A 16,816-nucleotide genomic window follows, 5' to 3' on the forward strand; every position below is an offset into this window, starting at 1 on the left:
TTAAAGCTTGTTATCCTCCCTTGCTAAGCAGCATCTCGTCCGGCTGACTCGGCAGCGTCGCGGTTGGAAACGGACTCAGCAAACAGCGCCCCCAGTCCCGACGGGCAACCATAGGCGACCTGAGCGCCCTTGACATTGTTGGCAATCATGCCAATCACGTTCAAACCGTTGAGCGCCGTTGCTGCCTGAATCAAGCTGGCTTGGGACACGCTGTCGAGGCGAGCGACAACGGCAACCCCCTCACACAGCGAGGCAGTTTGAATCGCATCCACAACGCCCAACACCGCGCAGGAGTCCAGAATCACCAGGTCATAGTCTTTTTCAAACGCTCTGATCCAGTCCCGCAGTTCGTCGGAACTCAGCAGACGCACCGGGTCGCTGGACAGCGGGCCCGCCGTTAGCACATCGGTATTTGCACCAATGCTGTGCAGCAGGGGTTGTCGATCTTCGCCGCTGAGCAAGGTGGAGAGTCCCTGGCGGTTGGGCAGGTTGAGCTGGTGATGCAGGCTGGGCGATCGCAAATTGGCATCGATCAGCAGCACCCGCTGATGCAGTCGCGCGGCGCTCAGCGCCAGACCAATCGACACCAGTGTTTTACCCTCATTTGCCAGCGCAGAGGTAACGGCGAGCGATCGCAGCGCCGACGCAGGACTGCTGCGCCGCAGGCTCTTGTAGACCAGATCCATCGACTCCCGAAACAGCGGCCACTGGGCGGCTTGCAGCATGGGCAGGGCAGCGGGCGATCGCCCAGATGGTGACCACTGAACCCCCAGCGGCCAGCGCTGACCGACAATGCTGCGCGGTAGCTTAGGCACGATGCCCAGCGGCGGCAGGGCCACGGTCTCTGTCAGCTTTTCGGGCGAGTGGATGACATCGTCCATCGACTCGCGCAAGAACACCGCCATCGCGCCCAAAAATAGCCCCAGCACCGTACCCAGTAGTAAATCGGTCAGCACCCTCGGGCCCGTTTTGATGCCCTGTTCCGGCGCTTCCACCACCTGCCAGTTATAGCCGCCGCGCCCGATTTCAATAGCCAACTCCTGACGCGCCTTCAAAAGCTGCTGGAGGGTTTCGCGCTTGGTGGTGATGTCGGGCTGGAGGCGGTTATATTCGGCAATCAGTTGCGGAAACCGGTTTAGCTCGTTGCGAAGCTGAGTTTCGGCTCTGGCCAGACTTTGATCGCGGGCCTGCAAGCCCATCAGATTGGTCTGCGTTGCCACCAACTGCCCAGCCAGCCCCATTTCCACCTCGCCCATTTGGGCCTCGGTATACAGCTTTTCTTCGGACAGTTCAGCGCGATCGCCCAGGATGCGCCTAGCTTCTTGCTGGAGCAGCACCCGCTCCCGTTCAAGCTGCTGAGTCAGGCTGCGAACCGTGGGCGATCGATCAGTATAGGTTACCAACTGCTCCGCCAGCGCTAGTTCAGTCTCTTGCAGCGAGGTCAGCAGATTGCGAAACCGCTGCGACTGGCTCAAACGCGACGCGACGATCGCCCCCTGAGGCGTGCGGGCAAGCTGCTGCTGGAGGTCGCGAAACCGCATCTGATTGTCTTGAAACTCAGCCTGGATGGCGCGGCGCTGTTCGGCGATCGCATTCAGCGCCTTCGCAAACTCCGTAGCCTGCTGCTCTGGGTCGATAATGCCCTGCCCTTCGCGGAAATCTTCGAGCGATCGCTCTGCCTTCGCCACCTCCTCACGCACCGTAGGCAGTTGTTCGTCGATAAACGACAGACCGTTGCTCAAACGGAGCTTCTGCTGTTCCAGGTTATAGGCCAGATAGACATTTTTCATCACCTCCAGCACCCGCTGCGACCTCAGCGGATCGCCGCTGGTATAGTCTACCTGGAGAATTTTCGTCTCAATCTTGTCTTCGGTTTCCAGCACACGGCTCACCGCCAGACCCCGCTTCAAGTCCTCCAGTCCCAGGTCAGGATACTCAGAGCGCAACGCCTCCACCGCCCGCCCCAGCAGGATTGGACTCTGCATCAGGCGAATTTGCGTGGCATAGTCAATTTCGACCGCAGCCGGAGCCGTGAACAGTGTCTCTGGCACAGCCCCCCGCAGATTCGCCTTCTGCTCGTAGTTCGACTCCACCAAAAGCTGCATTGAACTGCGATAGGTCGCGTCCTTGCGGGCCGACAGCAAGGTTGAAACCGCCATCGTACTCAGCAGCACCCCCAGCAGCAACAGCCGCCGCCGCATCAGCGTGGCAAAAAGCTGCCCATAGCCGAGTTCCGAGTCGGCTGCCCCATTCAGTTTCGCCTCAAGCATGATTCTTCATCCCGCATGAACTCAAAATCTGGAACTCCGGTAGTGACCTTGATAACCTATCTGAAACCTATCTAAACGAACACTCTGAATGAACCTGAATGATGAATGAATACTCTGGACGAATAGTCTGGACGAATCCTCTAAAGCACAGGTTGAAACGAACCTGCTGCGCCAGACTCATCGAGCCAGACTCACTGAGCTAGACATAACCGTTCGGCGATCGCAAAATTCGTCAATAATCTGCCCAATCTTGTCAAAAAAGACCTTCTTCGTAAACCGACTCAGCGCGTGATCCCGAATCCTAGAATAGTCCCACTGCATCTTCACCGCCTCCAGCAGCGTCGCCTCCAGCGAGGCGGCTGTCTGCTCCTGAAAGAATAACCCCGTTAGCCCCGGAATCTGGGTATCCAGCACACCACCCGCGCCATAGGACACCACTGGCGTACCGCTGGCATTCGCTTCCACAGGCACCAGCCCGTAGTCCTCCAGTGCCGCCACCACCACCAGCTTCGCTCGCGCCAGCAGGCTGGCCCGCTCTTCATCGCTGACGTAGCCCAAAAACTGGATATTTCTGGCGCTCATGCTCTCCAGGCGCTTGCGGTCTGGCCCCTCCCCCGACACCAGCAGCGGCCAGCCCAGCTTGCTAAATGCTTCCACAATCACATCCACCCGCTTGTAGCCCAGTAGCCGTGCCGAAGCGAGATAAAAGTCATCCTTCTCGGCGGAAAACCGAAACAAGCTAGCGTCGATCGGATAATTCACTGTCACCGCTGGGCGGTTGTAAAGTGCTTCAATTCGTCGAGCCACCGTACTGGAGTTGGCTATGTATAGATCCGGCTCTTGAGCGTAGGCCAAGTCCGCCTTTCTCAGCACCTTAAAAACGATGTCAATGGCGGGATAAAACGTTTGAAACTCTCGATATTCACGCAGATAGTTTTGTGTATCCCAAAGAAATCGAGGGACGTTGTGACAAAAGCAAATGTGCTTCGCGTGGGGCCCTTTTCGCACAGCTTTTGCAAAGCTGGTGCTACTGCTCACGATCAGATCATAATCTCGTAAATCAAGCGCTCGAAAGGCTGGGTAATAAAACGGAGCTAGCAGCCTGAAATATTTAGAGGCGTTGGGCATTGCCTGCAACAGAGTTGTCCGCACCTCGCGATCGCCCAGTTCAATCGTGCGCTCCGGGTCATACAAAGACGTGTAAATATCTGCGTCTGGAAAATATCGGCATAGCAGTTCAAAAACCCGCTCCGCCCCACCCCGCTGAGTTAGATAGTCATGCACCAGCGCAACTTTCATGGTTAGAAACTCTGTATCTAGCTAGTTTGATATTCCAGCCATAAGCAAAATGGGAAGCATCTACATAACAGTCAAGGCATCGATAAAATACGGATTTTTCAACCCCAATCAGCAACCTGACTGATTTCAATATTTTTTAAGTCGTCAAAGTTTTAGATCACCATTTAGAACGCTATTGGAACCCCGATTTAGACCATTAAGGACAGCGTCATAGAACCTGCACAGTAGGCTATAGAACAGATGCACTTTCCAGCATTATTTCCAGTATTAATATCATTTGGTGCTAGAAGTTATGTAGACTAACCGGAACTCGTAAAAGTACGATGTCGTCGCCAACAAAGGTTTACATAATCTTCATGCATAAGGGCAAAATCATGAATTTTTCATGAAGTTATCAAGAAGGTACGACTCTCTTTAGAGGTTCAAAGTCCTGAGAACAGACACTTTCAGCTCCTATCACTAGTTTTTATCTTTCAGTCTGAAGTTCATGTTTTTTTAACGGGAAACGATCGGGTATATCCGAGTAATTACTGATATCATCAGATACATCCTCGATGGCGATCGCCCCAATTTTCTAGTTTTGTACTAGTCCAATGCATAGCCCATACAAAAGCGGCCAGGGAAAACCGTCTGCTCCCCGGCCGCTTTTTGGCACTGTTTTTGGCACTGTTTTTGACAGTGTTTTTGACAGTTATTCTGAGTTACTAATCGCTGCCGTATCCTATCCAGAACATTAGGAAAAACCTGGCGATCGCCATCCGATACAGCATTTTTGGCAGCCAGAAATTCTCACATTCAAAAGTTCTCATCTTGCAGTCATCACTCCCAGACAAAACATCTACAAAACCGGCTCGCAGTCAACAACCTTGCTAAGTTTAGAATAGTCTCTCTAGGCAAAGTAATTGCCGACTGACAATACCCCTGCCTGGGCATCGCCCGGACTCAAGACGATCGCCGTAACGTTGATTAGCAAATCACGACCAGCAGAAAAGCCCGCTTGATTATCGTTCACCGAAAGATAGGTACGGTTTCGCCATTCAAAGAAGACCGCTTGGTTTGCCAGAAGCCGCTGGTTGCTGCGCCGGGCCTGGTTTTTGTCGAGATAGGCGGATTCGGCCGCTTCCTGGAGCGATCGCCCCGTTTGCACCCCAGCATTAAACAGTTTGCGGGGCAGGTTGGGCGTGGTCAGGTTGTTGTCAAAGTCTAGCTGGATGCGATCGCCCTCTGCCGCGTCGAAATCTCGAATGCGATCGAGGTTTGCTAACTGCGATTGGCTAAATGCAGCCCGCTGCGTGCGTCCAGAATAGACAAAGCGATCGGCTCCTGCGCCGCCTGTCAAAATGTCGCCGCCTTTGCCGCCGATCAGCGTATCGTTGCCGCCAAAACCCAACAGGCGATCGCGCCCACCCCGGCCTACCAGCGTATCGTCGCCATCGCCGCCCTGTAGCAGGTCTCTGCCGTCGCCGCCTTGCAGGATCTGGTTCACCGGAATCTGGGCGCTGGCGACTGTCAGCCCCACCAGCCCCGTGCTGCCGTCGCCCACGTTGCCCAGCAGCGTGGCCGCGCCCGTACCCAGGTTGATGCTGTAGAGACCCGTCGTGCCGCCCACCGTTAGCGCGGCGATCGCCTCCCCGGTGGCGGGCGCATTTGCCGCTGTCACCCGCACCGAGGCGGGAATATCGAACCCGTTGACGCTGGTAAAGTCGAGCCGCGCCCCGTTCAGCGTGATCGCCAGCGGGCTGGTTTGCACGCCGTTGTTGGGCGGGTTTTGGATAAACAGCGTGTCGCTGGCGGCATCCAGCGTGTATTGCGTGGTGACGGTGGTTCCAGCAAAGTTGTTGGTATAGGCCGTGGCATCGACAGTCGTCGTGCCGCCGCTAATTGCGCCGTCGGGCTGCACGCCAGCCGCTGCTGTGTTGCCGTCTACGATCGCCCCAGTGTTGGGGTTCATGCGGAAATTCAGCCCTGCATCGGTGACGATTCGCACCCGATCAACCGTGGGGTTAAAGTCCAGCCCGAAACTGTTGCCCTGGATGGCGATCGGGTTGCCGCCTGCATCGCTAAATTGCTGAAAATCGGTTGTCAGGAACGTCGCCGCGCCTGTCTGCGGGTCAAGAATCGCCAGCCGCACGCCCGTTCCGTTGCTGGTCAGCGCAAACAGTTGCCCCGTCGCCGGGCGAAAATCGATCCCCACCACCCGTTCGCCAGTGGTCAGCCCCGTAATCGCCACGCTAACTGGGGAGCCGGGCGTGGTGCTGTTCAGCCGCAGCAAATTATTGTTGGTGTCCACCGCCACAATCGGCAGACCACCGCCGCTCTGGTTTGCAAAGCCCTGCACTGGAACTGTGCCAGTGCCAACTCGGCCCAAGAACGTCGCAGCCCCGGTCGATAGCTCAATGGCGTATAGCCCTGTCACTCCGCCCACCGTTAATACAGCTAACCCTTGCCCGGTCGCAGGTGCGTTGGAGGTGGACACAGCGACGCTGGGGGGAATATCGAACCCGTTGGCAGCGGTGAAATCTAGCGGGCTACCGTTGAGCGTGATTGGCAGCGCTGCCGTTTGCGTGCCTGCGTTGGGCGGATTCTGGATAAACAGGCTGTTGGTGACGGCATCCAGCGTGTATTGCGTGGTGGCGGTGGTGCTGGGGAAGCTGTTGGTGTAGGCTGTGGCATCGACCGTCGTTGTGCCGCCGCTGATTGCGCCGTCAGACTGAGTTCCTGGGGCTGCCATGTTGCCATCCACAATCAGGCCGGTGTTGGGATTCAGCCGCAGGTTAACGCCTGCATCGGTGACGACGCGGATGCGATCGACGGTGGGGTTAAAGTCAAACCCAAAATTGGTGCCTGCGATCGGCTGGTTGGAGGAGCCGTCGCTGAGCTGCACTGGGGCATTGGTGAGCGGCGTGGCAACGCCCGTTCTAGGGCTGATGACGTAGAGCCGGATACCGCCTGCGCCGTTGCTGGTGAGTCCATACAGCAGCCCGTTTTGGGGGCGCACGTCAATGCCGACCAGGGTTTCGCCCGCGCCCAGCCCGGTGATGGCGATCGCCGGAGCGGAGTTACTGGGGTTAGATGTGTCAAAGGCGATCAGCGTGTTGTTGCTCAGCACGTAGCCCGTGCCAAAGGTGCTTGCGTAGCGCTGCTGGAGAACAGGAGAAAAGGCCAGACTGGCGGCGATCGCCCCAATCTGCCGATCCAGCCGCCAGTTGCCCTTGCCCACGGGCTGACTTGCAGCGGCGATGCTGGCTCCCGTCAGGGTGTGCAGCGCGTTCACCAGACCCAGCCCCTCCGCCGCCACCCGGCAGCCATAGAGCAAGATATTCGCGCCCTGGGCGATCGCCCCCCGCCACTGGCCCAGCCGCGCCGCATACCGAGGCAGCGTCTCCAGGCTCAGCCGCGAGTTGCCCAGATATAGACAATCGGGGCTGCCGTGCGCCACCAGGTGAATTTCGCAAATGTTCTGTTCTTGCTGAAGCACCTGACTAATTTGTTCAATCCCGTCGCGATCGCGCTCCAAAAGCACCACGCGGCTCTCCGGTTTGGCGTGGGCCAGCAGTTGGGGCACGTCACAAACCTGCCGATCAATGAAAATGTAAGACGTTCCTTTCATGGGGCAACCTTAGTGAATTCCTCGCGTTTTCTTAGACTTGCCTTGTCGTGAACGTGCGTTTTTTTGCCTCAAGGAGGCACGCCCTAGCGACACAACACGGCGGCACGCAGCACGATCTGACACTGCTGCACGCTTGTCAGCGCACAACAATGCCAGAATCAGGTAAAGCAGTAGCTGATCTCCGGTTTTTCGTAAAACCAACGCTACCGAGTGAAAATACGCAGGAATTTCAAAGCTAGATTTTTCTACAGCGTTTTTGGAGCGCGTGAGAGACGCAGGTGGTTACGAAATCCGTGTCTTTATGCCGCAATGCGCTCTGACAACTGAGGCGATCGCCGCCCTTTCAGCTTGAAAAGAATTTGTATGCACACTGGACTTCTGTTAAAATGGAGCTTCGTCATCTTGGAGAGATGGCTGAGTGGTCGAAAGCGGCAGATTGCTAATCTGTTGTACGGTTCGAAAGTCCGTACCGAGGGTTCGAATCCCTCTCTCTCCGTTCTGGGTCACGAGCTTGATTCACGAGTTTTGAGCGTTTCCTTAGGCGTTTAACTTCTTAGACATTTAACTGGCTTAAGCGTTTAGTTAAAAAGCCTGCAACTGACGGGTGGAACCCTCCCTACGGGGCAATCTCACGGGGCACTGCTCCGGGAATATGCCATTCGGCATAGAGCATAGCCGAGAAAGGGGGGCGATCGCCCCTAGCCGCCAAACCCGATGCCCTACCTTGGTATCAAGCTGGATACCAGGCTTTTTTGCATTAAGCTTTTTTGCACCTTTCGTTACATTTATTGACCATGTCAACATTGGGTACCGTTCCGGGATAGCCTAGATCAGGCAATGGTAAAACCCGTATGCAGCATTAGTGCTGTAGGTGTTTCGTCGATCGTTTCCCCTTACGTTTAGCGACTGTTCTTTTTCCATCATGGCAACGTCTTCCTCCCCTGAAACGACCTCTCCATCTCCAAGTTCTACCTCTACGAAGGACACGGTTAATGTGATGCCCCCTGCGGACTCGCGGGAGCGCGTTAGCACTGCGCTGAAGGCGCTGCAAGACAGCATTTGTCAGGGGCTAGAGGCGCTGGATGGCGAGGGCAAATTTCAAGAAGATAGCTGGGTGCGCGAAGAGGGTGGCGGCGGGCGATCGCGCGTGCTGAAGGGCGGTCGCGTGTTTGAGCAGGGCGGCGTGAATTTTTCGGAAGTGTGGGGCAAGGATCTGCCGCCGTCGATTTTGGTGCAGCGCCCAGAGGCAGCAGGGCACGGCTTCTATGCCACAGGCACATCGATGGTGCTGCATCCCCGCAACCCCTACATTCCCACCGTCCATCTCAACTATCGCTATTTTGAGGCAGGCCCGGTGTGGTGGTTTGGCGGCGGCATCGACCTCACGCCCTATTACCCTACCCGCGAAGACGCAGCCCATTTTCACAAAACAATCAAAGCAGCGTGCGATCGCCACCATCCGCACTATTACCCCGCATTCAAACGCTGGTGCGATGAATACTTCTACTTAAAACATCGCGGCGAAACACGCGGCGTGGGCGGCATCTTCTTTGACTATCAAGACACGCAGGGCATCCTGTATCCCATTTCTTACCCCGGCTCTCACGGCGACACACCCGCCGCCGACTACAGCAAACAGGTCGGGCCTGTGCAGGGGCGCACCTGGGAAGACCTGTTCGCCTTTGTGCAGGACTGTGGGAACGCCTTTTTGCCTGCCTATGTGCCCATTGCCGAACGGCATCAGCATCGGGAGTATGGCGATCGCGAACGGAACTTTCAGCTTTATCGGCGCGGGCGCTATGTCGAGTTCAACCTAGTGTATGACCGGGGCACAATTTTCGGACTGCAAACCAACGGTCGCACCGAGTCGATCCTGATGTCGCTGCCGCCGCTAGTGCGCTGGGAATATAACTACCAGCCAGAACCGGGCACACCAGAAGCAGAGCTATACGAAGTGTTTCTGAAGCCGCAGGACTGGGCCGAGTGGGCTGGCTAGGGCATTAAAAGCTGGGCATCTCCGGGGCGCGGCTCTAACGGTAGGGGCTGGGTAGAGCCGCGTCCCACAGGCGGCGCATCCTGTTGAGGCTGTTCGGCAGCCATGCCAGAGGGCGTAAGCTGGGGCGGCGGATTCAGCACGCTGGGGTTAAAAAAGGCGACAAGCGTATTCACCAGTGCCTCGCGCTGGGTGCGGGTGAACTGGTTGACAATGGCGGTGTCTGCCTCCAGAGGATTGGTGGTCAGGTTGATAGCACCGGGGTAGGAACCGGGAACCATCGGTTCATTGATGCCCAAGTAGTCGGCAAGGGTGAGCTTCCAGTCAAACCGGGAGATGGGCGATCGCCCCTTGATCAGCGTGTGGTATCGGATCATCCGGCTCAGGAAGGTATCTTCAGGGTCGACGGTTCCAGTGCGCTGCGAAACATACTCGTTGGCCAGCGGCATATCCGGCAAGCGGCGATAGATTTCCTCTGCTACGCGGCTGGGAATGGGAATGCCATATTGCTGGGCGATCGCCCGTTGTGCCCCCAGCGGCGTACTGGCATAGCGGGTCTGCGTCGGCGCAATTAGCCCCAAGGCCAGCAAAACGCTTGCTGCCATGAGCAGGGCGGCAATCAATCGAGAGAGCAGCCGAATCCGTGCCTGTCGGCGTGAGCGCGATCGCATGGTTCCCCTCCAAATCCCTTCCAACTGGGCTTGCGCTATTCACCAATAATTTCTGGCTGAGTTAGCTCGTCCGACATTTCAATAATGGCGCGAATCACAGGCTTCATCTTGGGATCATCCAGGCTGTCAAATTCCTCGAAGCGACGGCGCTGAGCGCGGTTAGCCACCTGTACCGTGATGCGATACCGATTGGAAGCCGCATTGATCAGATCCTCAGCCCGACGCATCAAGTGGCTGGAATCAAAATGAGACCGTTTCATAGCTGCCAATCCTTAGAACGAGTAATACAGAACAAGTAAACAAGTCAAAGCACAAACCATCTGACGTACTCCAGTGTAGCCAATCGGGTGGCGGTTGATGCCGACATCAGAGCAAAGTTGCCCTCCAAACCGTACCGGGTTGATCAATCCATCGCTCCATTCGCAAATTCTCTGGGCAAATTCTCTGGGCAAATTCTCTGGGCAAATTCGAAGCGGGCATAGTTTCGGAACCTGACCGCATGTTAAGATATGCACCAATTATGAGATCTGTGTTGGAGAGGTTATTTCACCTATGGAAGCGGCTCTGTTGTTAGCGAAACTGCCCGAAGCCTACGCAATTTTCGATCCCCTGGTAGATGTGCTGCCGATTATTCCTGTATTCTTCTTTTTGCTGGCGTTTGTGTGGCAAGCTGCTGTGGGCTTCCGCTAAGCTGCTTTACTTTCACGAAGGTTTTGTACAAAGGTTTTGGTTTTCTAAAGTTCTTTGAAGAGGGTGGGGACAGGCTTCGTCTCCACCTTTTTCATGCCCTATTTTTGCCCTATTTTTTGCTCAGTGGGCTTAACGGTTCCCCCTTTAACCTCGTGGCGTTCACCCGATTCACCCTATTGGTTCATAAATTGGTTCATGAAAAGGAGCTTAAAAGGAGCTTTATAATCCGCTAGATGATCCGCTAATGGTCGTCTGCCCCAGTAGCCCGTCAGGGAATGTTGCGTTTATATGCCAGTTTTGAGCGCCCAACGCCTGAGAAAAGTGTATCGAGACAGGAAGGTAGAAGTGCCCGCCGTGCGAGACGTATCGCTGGTGCTGAATGCGGGCGAGGTGCTGGCGTTTTTGGGCCCCAACGGGGCAGGCAAAACTACGACCATCAAGATGATTGCAGGGCTGATTTTGCCTGATGCCGGACAGGTGCAAATCGTCGGGCGCGATCCGCATCGAGACAGTCGGGCGCTGCGATCGCTCGGTGCGGTGCTAGAAGGCAATCGCAACCTCTACTGGCGCTTGACCTGCGAGGAAAACCTGGAATACTTCGGCGTGCTGCGGGGGCTGTCGCGGCGGGTAGCACACCAGCGAGGCAAGGTGCTGCTAGAGCGGTTTGGGCTGACGGAAAAGCGTAAAACTGTGGTACAAGCCCTATCGCGGGGGATGCAGCAAAAGCTGGCGATCGCCGTTTCGCTGATTCACGACCCGCAACTGCTGCTGTTGGATGAGCCGACACTGGGGCTGGACGTGGAAGCGACGCAGGCGGTGAAAGCCCTGGTGCGAGAAATTGCCGCCGAGGGCCGCGCCATCCTGCTGACCACGCACCAGCTCGACATTGCCGAAGAACTATCCGATCGCGTGGCCATTATCCGCCAGGGCGAGATTGTCGCAGAGGAAGCCACCCCCGACCTGATTCGCCAGTTTTCTGGCTCTGCCTATCACATCGAGTTGGAGAGTCCGCTCACGGGCGATCGCCTGCGAAAGCTAGATGCGCTGGGCGTTTCAGTGCAGCATTGCACCCTCACTGTACCCGATCCGGCCCTGCTGTATCCCGTCCTAGACATCCTGAAACCCCTGCCCCTACTGAGCATCACCCGAGACGAAGCCAGCCTCACCGATATTTTTCTTAAGCTCACCCGCCTCAAAGCCTGAGTAGAGATTTGTTCTGGGAGCCGACCCCCCCGCTCATTACACACCAGCAAAGGGGCGATCGCCCACTGTCGTTTTTTTCCAGAAAGTGCCCAACAGCCTTTAGACAAAAGGAGACAAGCGCCTGTGCTGTTATAGCAATACGCAGGTTAGTTAGGACGTTTGTAGTGAGGACTTAAGTCCTCACTACGAGCCTCAACAGCACCTAAGTCTGTTCTATATGTCCTAACCAACCAGTTAGCTGCTATACATCCAGACACAGCTTTCACTAATTCTTTATGGCACTCCTGAGAATATCTTCAGCATTCATCCCGCATAACAGTAATTGGAGTAAGTAATTGGAGGCGCTTGAATTGGAGACGCTTGGACCCCCTTCAGAATCCCCCCGGTTCCAAGCATCTGTAGCTGATACTGATTGCGGTTGTTGACGCGGCTACAGCGTTTTTGAAGCTAGTGAGGTGCGCGGATAAACAAGAATCCCTTGCCCCATGAGGGCAGCGCGTGTCTCACCCTGCAAGAAAATGCTGTATCAGCCATAGCAGCCAATTGCCGTGAAGGTACAGATCAGGATTATGTAGAAGCTCATCAGCCCTGAACAGGCGACCTTTTGGCCCCTTGCATCAGCATTTCGGCGCAATCTCCCCGACCCTTAGCACCCGACCCCCAAAATTCTGTTTTGCTATGACGACTTCCGTGCTAATTCCGCCTGTGCAAGCCATCTCTTCCCCTATCCCGCTTACTGACCTGGCGCTGCTGCACCGATCGCTCCAGCCCCAACTCGAAGCGGTGCTTCAAGCAGCCATGCTTCAAGGAGACTTTGTGTTGGGTGGGGCACTGCTCGATTTTGAAATTGCCTTTGCCCGCGCCTGCGGAAGTGAATACGGTGTTGGTGTCGGCTCTGGGACAGATGCAATTACCCTGGGGCTGCGAGCCTGTGGCATTGGGCAAGGCGACGAGGTGCTGCTGCCTGCAAATACCTTTGTGGCGACGCTGATTGGCGTGTTGCAATCGGGCGCAACGCCGGTGCTAGTAGACTGTGACCCCGACACGGCGCTGATGGATCTGATCGCAGCCGAAAAGGCGATCACACCCTGCACACGGGCTATTATCCCGGTTCATCTCTACGGACAAATGGTGTCACCCCGTCAGTTGCTCGATTTGTCTAGCACCTACGACCTGATCATTTTTGAAGACGCGGCCCAGGCACACTTGGCAGAGCGCGAGGGCTATCGCGCAGGTTCCGTTGGCATGGCGGCTGCTTTTAGCTTTTACCCCAGCAAAAACCTGGGGGCGCTGGGCGACGGCGGCATGGTGGTGACGCGAGAAGCCCAGATTGCCGAACGGCTGCGATCGCTCCGCAACTACGGCGCACCCTGCAAGCACTATCACACCGAGTTTGGCGTAAACAGCCGCCTAGACACGCTGCAAGCCGCCGTGCTGGGCGTGAAGTTGCCCCACCTGCCCCACTGGAACCGCGATCGCCTGCGGATTGCCCAGCGCTATGATGAACTGCTGGCCCCCCTCCAGTTTGCAGGACTCTATCCCATAACCAATGTCAGCGGCAGCGGCCACGCCTACCATCTCTACGTGGTGCGCGTGACCGATGCCTGCCCGCTGGAGCGCGCGGCGTTGCAAGCTGCGCTAGAGTCTCGCCGCATCAGCACGGGCATCCACTACCCTGTTCCCTGCCATTTGCAACCTGCCTTCTGCTACCTGGGCTATCGACTGGGCGATTTTCCCAATGCCGAGCGCCTGAGTCATCAGGTGCTATCGCTGCCGATTTACCCTGGCATGACCGATGTCCAGATTCAGCGTGTAGTCGGGGCAATCGAGGCCGCGGTGAGTGCGCCGTTTTCGGTGTCGTGCTGAGCGATAGGGGATGGCGTTTTAGGGCGCTAGAGTAGTGGAGTATTGGGCAGTGGGACGTTGGAGCGTTTAGAGATTGGAATGTTAGAGTAAACTTCTGAACTTTGCCCCTTACGCTCGTCGCTGCATCACTTCCCTCACGGGCACTACCATGCATTCTCCCCATTCTGGTTCTGGCATCTGGCGATCGCCCTCTCGATTTCAGGGCTGGCTGTTGCTGGGGCTGCTGGGGCTGCTTTATGGGCCCTTGCTGCTGCACTGGGCAGATGGCTGGCTGAATAAGACCATCAGCATTGAGCATGAATACTATAGCTACGGGCTGTTGGGACTGCCGCTGGCGGCGTGGCTGGGGTGGCAGCGGCGGGGCGATTGGGAGGCTCTGCCAGAACGGGGCATAGGCTGGGCACACGGGCTGGGGCTGGGGCTGCTGCTGCTGGGAGTGTGGCTCTATTTTCACCCCACTGCCACAGCCGCGAATCTATCGCTACTGCTGGCGCTGGCGGGGCTGTGCCTCTGGCTGAGAGGTGGGGCGGGGCTGCGGCTGATGGCGTTTCCGCTGCTGCTGGTGGCGCTGGCCACACCGACGGCGTTTCCGTATCTGCTGACCCCTTATATCCTGCCCTTGCAACGGTTAATTGCGATCGCCGCTGGGTTTCTGCTGTTGCAACTGGGCATGGATGTGCAGGTCGATCAGATACATGTGTATGTGAACAATCAAGTGGTGGAAATTGCGCCCTACTGCGCGGGGCTAAAGCTCTTGTTCACCGGGCTATACGCAGGGCTGATTGTTCTCTACGCGACTGAGGGCTGGCAATCGCGCTTCAAGACAGCCCTGTTCCTGCTAGGGATTGTCGGATTGACGGCGATCGCCAACATCCTGCGAAACACGATGCTAGCCTATCTGCACGGCACCGAACAAAAACTGGCCTTCGACTGGCTGCACGAAGGCTGGGGCGGCGACTTCTATTCCGCGCTGACGCTGGGCGGGCTGCTGTGGGTTTGGCGCGGGGTCGAGTGGCTGGGCGATCGCTGGCAGCCTGCCCCAGTAGAACAGACTCCTCTGGCTGAAGGGCCTCGTTCAGAACCGCTGCTGCCGCGCCGTTAGGAGAAATCGCCGTGAAATCGCCCCCTGCCAAACTCACCCTATCCCGCTCGTGGCGCGGCTGGGTGGCGCTGCTGCTGCTGGCGATCGCTCTGGCCGCTGCCCTTCCCGGCTACTTTGGCAAGCCCCGGCCCTGGGCACAGCCACCTCAAATGGCGAAGTTGGCACAAATTCAGGCATTGCGGCAAAGCGGGCTGAGTCTTCCTGGATGGCAAACCGAGAGCCGCGAAGAGATTCGCATCGGCGTGCGACGCTGGTCAATGCAAACGCTAGGGCGGGAACCGTCTAGCCCTTTAGCCACACCATCGAGCGAGTCTCCTGAATCTGCAATTCTGCTGCTGCGATCGCCCATGCGGTCAGAAGATGCACCTGAAATCGATTGGGTCAGCTTTAGCGGCGAGTTTGGGCTGCGGGTCGATTCGCGGCGAAATTTGCGCTTTTCTGTCAACGCTTCTGATGGTCAGCCCATTCCAGTTAATACTCGATTTTCGCGCCACTGGAACGCCGAGCAGACCTACGCCGTCGTGCAGTGGTATGCCTGGCCGAAGGGCGGCAGTGCCGATCCGGGGCGATGGTTTTGGGCCGACCAGCGAATGCAGTGGACGCAGCAGCAGCGGATGCCCTGGGTGGCGATCGCCCTGCTGGTGCCGATGGAGCCACTGGGTAACCTGGAGGAAGCCCGCGCCGATGCCGAGTTGCTGGCTAAGGCCGTACAATCAGCACTGATGGCGGGTGCATTCCGATGAAGATATAGTCAAATCTCATTAACACGAGCCAGAACCGATCCTGCGTCAATCTGGCTTGGGTGGACTTTATCCTGCGTGTTTATGACCGCTCCCGCGACCTGTTTCTCTTGGGCGATCGCCCGCCTATCATGTTGGGCTAGCCTGCCCCTAGTCTTGCTGACTGTTTGGGGCGCTCCTGTGGCCGCGCAACCTGTAGATATCCCCGTGCCGCCACCCTCGCTCGACCAGCTTGATATTAAAAAAGACCCGCCGCCTCCGCCCCCCAGCCCCCCGCCCAATACCCCGCCCGCCGCCCGCACTCGCCCGCCCGCCCGCCCCGCGCCCCTTGCCGATTTCAACCGCTATCGCCTGGGGCCTGGTGACTCAATTTTCGTGAACGTGCTGCGGTTTCCCGACCTCAGCTTTCAGGGCACGCTCGACCTAGAAGGAAACCTGCTGGTGCCGCTGGTGGGGTCGCTGCGGCTAGAAGGGCAAACCCTCAATTCCGCACGATTACAGATTCAACAAGAACTCAACCGCTTTGTGGTGAATCCGCAGGTAGACGTGATTTTGGTGGCGCAGCGGCCCGTCCGGGTGACGGTGTTGGGCGAGGTGTTTCGTCCGGGCTATTACCCGATGGAAAGTCCGCAACTCTCTACGGCGCTACTGGCATCGGGCGGCACGACGCGCCAGGCCGACCTGCGGCGCGTCACCATTCGCCGGACTGCACCCACCGGAGCCGCCCTAGAGCGCACCTTTGACCTGTATACGCCCCTGCGCGACTCGACCGCGCTCCCCGCCGTGCGCCTCAGCGATGGCGACACCATCATCGTGCCAGCCCTCACCGCCGCCAACCGAGAGGGCTATGACCCTGACCTGACCGCCCGCTCGACCCTCTCCCAGCCGCAGATCAACATCCGCGTGCTGAACTATTCCAACAGCCTGGGCGGCCGCAGCGGCGGACGGGCGATCGCCAACATCGCCCTGCCCAATGGGAGTGATTTTTTGGATGCGATCGCCGCTATCGGCCCCAACCCCGACACCGCCGACCTGCGCGACATCGCCCTGATTCGCTACGACCCCGACCAGGGCCGCGCCATCCGCCTCGACTTTAACGCCCGTCAGGCCCTGCGCGGCGACCCCGAAGAAAACCCCCGCCTTCAGCACAACGACGTGATCATCATTGGGCGCAACCTGATTAGCCGTGTCACCTACGCGCTCAATGTCTTCACGCAGCCTTTCCGCGATGTGCTGGGCTTCCTGCTATTTTTCGATCGGCTCACCGAAGCGTCGGAAAGCCTCTTCGAGCCATAATCCAGCCTGAGACTTCCGTCTGATGCGTTACGGTGGGTATATCAAATTGAACGTCCTTGAACGTCCGATTTTCGCA

12 protein-coding genes and 1 tRNA gene are annotated in these 16,816 nt (G+C 57.3%); 8 read left to right on the forward strand and 5 right to left on the reverse strand.

What is annotated here, in order from left to right:
- Positions 1-23: 23 nt before the first annotated feature.
- The 3 genes from O77CONTIG1_RS07470 to O77CONTIG1_RS07480 form a co-directional block, all read right to left on the reverse strand.
- Positions 24-2,270 (reverse strand): GumC family protein, encoded by a 2,247-nt coding sequence (locus O77CONTIG1_RS07470; RefSeq protein WP_068509376.1) that lies wholly within the window; start codon positions 2,268-2,270, stop codon positions 24-26.
- A 177-nt stretch (positions 2,271-2,447) separates the two neighbouring features.
- Positions 2,448-3,569 carry a glycosyltransferase gene (locus tag O77CONTIG1_RS07475; protein ID WP_068509378.1) on the reverse strand — a complete coding sequence of 374 codons (1,122 nt, stop codon included), beginning with the start codon at positions 3,567-3,569 and terminating at the stop codon, positions 2,448-2,450.
- An 889-nt stretch (positions 3,570-4,458) separates the two neighbouring features.
- Complete coding sequence (locus O77CONTIG1_RS07480; RefSeq protein ID WP_068509380.1) at positions 4,459-7,179, reverse strand: DUF4394 domain-containing protein; 2,721 nt, start codon at positions 7,177-7,179, stop codon at positions 4,459-4,461.
- A 404-nt stretch (positions 7,180-7,583) separates the two neighbouring features.
- Here O77CONTIG1_RS07480 and O77CONTIG1_RS07485 point away from each other — a divergent pair.
- A tRNA-Ser gene (locus tag O77CONTIG1_RS07485) sits at positions 7,584-7,675 on the forward strand.
- Positions 7,676-8,176: 501 nt separating this feature from the next.
- Positions 8,177-9,175, forward strand: coding sequence for an oxygen-dependent coproporphyrinogen oxidase (gene hemF, locus O77CONTIG1_RS07490; RefSeq protein WP_068509382.1), 999 nt, complete (start codon positions 8,177-8,179; stop codon positions 9,173-9,175).
- Here hemF and O77CONTIG1_RS07495 read toward each other — a convergent pair.
- Entirely contained in the window at positions 9,172-9,843 is a 672-nt protein-coding gene (locus O77CONTIG1_RS07495; protein ID WP_068509384.1) for a hypothetical protein, read from the reverse strand. The genes hemF and O77CONTIG1_RS07495 overlap by 4 nt on opposite strands.
- Before the next feature lie 35 nt (positions 9,844-9,878).
- Positions 9,879-10,103 carry a DNA-directed RNA polymerase subunit omega gene (locus O77CONTIG1_RS07500; RefSeq protein ID WP_068509385.1) on the reverse strand — a complete coding sequence of 75 codons (225 nt, stop codon included), beginning with the start codon at positions 10,101-10,103 and terminating at the stop codon, positions 9,879-9,881.
- A 292-nt stretch (positions 10,104-10,395) separates the two neighbouring features.
- On the opposite strand from O77CONTIG1_RS07500, the gene O77CONTIG1_RS07505 reads away from it, so the two are divergent.
- The 6 genes from O77CONTIG1_RS07505 to O77CONTIG1_RS07535 all read left to right on the forward strand — a co-directional run bounded on the left by O77CONTIG1_RS07505 (position 10,396) and on the right by O77CONTIG1_RS07535 (position 16,740).
- The gene (locus O77CONTIG1_RS07505; RefSeq protein ID WP_068509389.1) at positions 10,396-10,533 is read left to right on the forward strand and encodes a photosystem II reaction center protein K; all 138 of its coding nucleotides are present in this window, start codon (positions 10,396-10,398) and stop codon (positions 10,531-10,533) included.
- Positions 10,534-10,821: 288 nt separating this feature from the next.
- Positions 10,822-11,736: an ABC transporter ATP-binding protein gene (locus O77CONTIG1_RS07515; RefSeq protein ID WP_068509393.1), complete on the forward strand. Its 915-nt coding sequence runs from the start codon at positions 10,822-10,824 to the stop codon at positions 11,734-11,736.
- A 678-nt stretch (positions 11,737-12,414) separates the two neighbouring features.
- Positions 12,415-13,602: a DegT/DnrJ/EryC1/StrS family aminotransferase gene (locus tag O77CONTIG1_RS07520; RefSeq protein ID WP_172799644.1), complete on the forward strand. Its 1,188-nt coding sequence runs from the start codon at positions 12,415-12,417 to the stop codon at positions 13,600-13,602.
- Positions 13,603-13,750: 148 nt separating this feature from the next.
- Positions 13,751-14,704: a cyanoexosortase B gene (gene crtB / locus O77CONTIG1_RS07525; protein WP_068509395.1), complete on the forward strand. Its 954-nt coding sequence runs from the start codon at positions 13,751-13,753 to the stop codon at positions 14,702-14,704.
- A gap of 11 nt (positions 14,705-14,715) precedes the next feature.
- Positions 14,716-15,447 carry a cyanoexosortase B system-associated protein gene (locus O77CONTIG1_RS07530; protein ID WP_068509397.1) on the forward strand — a complete coding sequence of 244 codons (732 nt, stop codon included), beginning with the start codon at positions 14,716-14,718 and terminating at the stop codon, positions 15,445-15,447.
- An 81-nt stretch (positions 15,448-15,528) separates the two neighbouring features.
- Complete coding sequence (locus O77CONTIG1_RS07535) at positions 15,529-16,740, forward strand: polysaccharide biosynthesis/export family protein (protein WP_084782335.1); 1,212 nt, start codon at positions 15,529-15,531, stop codon at positions 16,738-16,740.
- The last annotated feature ends 76 nt before the right edge of the window (positions 16,741-16,816 follow it).

The sequence above is a fragment of the Leptolyngbya sp. O-77 genome (assembly GCF_001548395.1).
Lineage (GTDB): Bacteria > Cyanobacteriota > Cyanobacteriia > Elainellales > Elainellaceae > Thermoleptolyngbya.

Coding starts and splice junctions, on each gene's coding strand:
- O77CONTIG1_RS07470 (WP_068509376.1), bottom strand. CDS start 2,270: ATGCTTGAGGCGAAACTGAATGGGGCAGCCGACTCGGAACTCGGCTAT.
- O77CONTIG1_RS07475 (WP_068509378.1), bottom strand. CDS start 3,569: ATGAAAGTTGCGCTGGTGCATGACTATCTAACTCAGCGGGGTGGGGCG.
- O77CONTIG1_RS07480 (WP_068509380.1), bottom strand. CDS start 7,179: ATGAAAGGAACGTCTTACATTTTCATTGATCGGCAGGTTTGTGACGTG.
- hemF (WP_068509382.1), top strand. CDS start 8,177: ATGCCCCCTGCGGACTCGCGGGAGCGCGTTAGCACTGCGCTGAAGGCG.
- O77CONTIG1_RS07495 (WP_068509384.1), bottom strand. CDS start 9,843: ATGCGATCGCGCTCACGCCGACAGGCACGGATTCGGCTGCTCTCTCGA.
- O77CONTIG1_RS07500 (WP_068509385.1), bottom strand. CDS start 10,103: ATGAAACGGTCTCATTTTGATTCCAGCCACTTGATGCGTCGGGCTGAG.
- O77CONTIG1_RS07505 (WP_068509389.1), top strand. CDS start 10,396: ATGGAAGCGGCTCTGTTGTTAGCGAAACTGCCCGAAGCCTACGCAATT.
- O77CONTIG1_RS07515 (WP_068509393.1), top strand. CDS start 10,822: ATGCCAGTTTTGAGCGCCCAACGCCTGAGAAAAGTGTATCGAGACAGG.
- O77CONTIG1_RS07520 (WP_172799644.1), top strand. CDS start 12,415: ATGACGACTTCCGTGCTAATTCCGCCTGTGCAAGCCATCTCTTCCCCT.
- crtB (WP_068509395.1), top strand. CDS start 13,751: ATGCATTCTCCCCATTCTGGTTCTGGCATCTGGCGATCGCCCTCTCGA.
- O77CONTIG1_RS07535 (WP_084782335.1), top strand. CDS start 15,529: ATGACCGCTCCCGCGACCTGTTTCTCTTGGGCGATCGCCCGCCTATCA.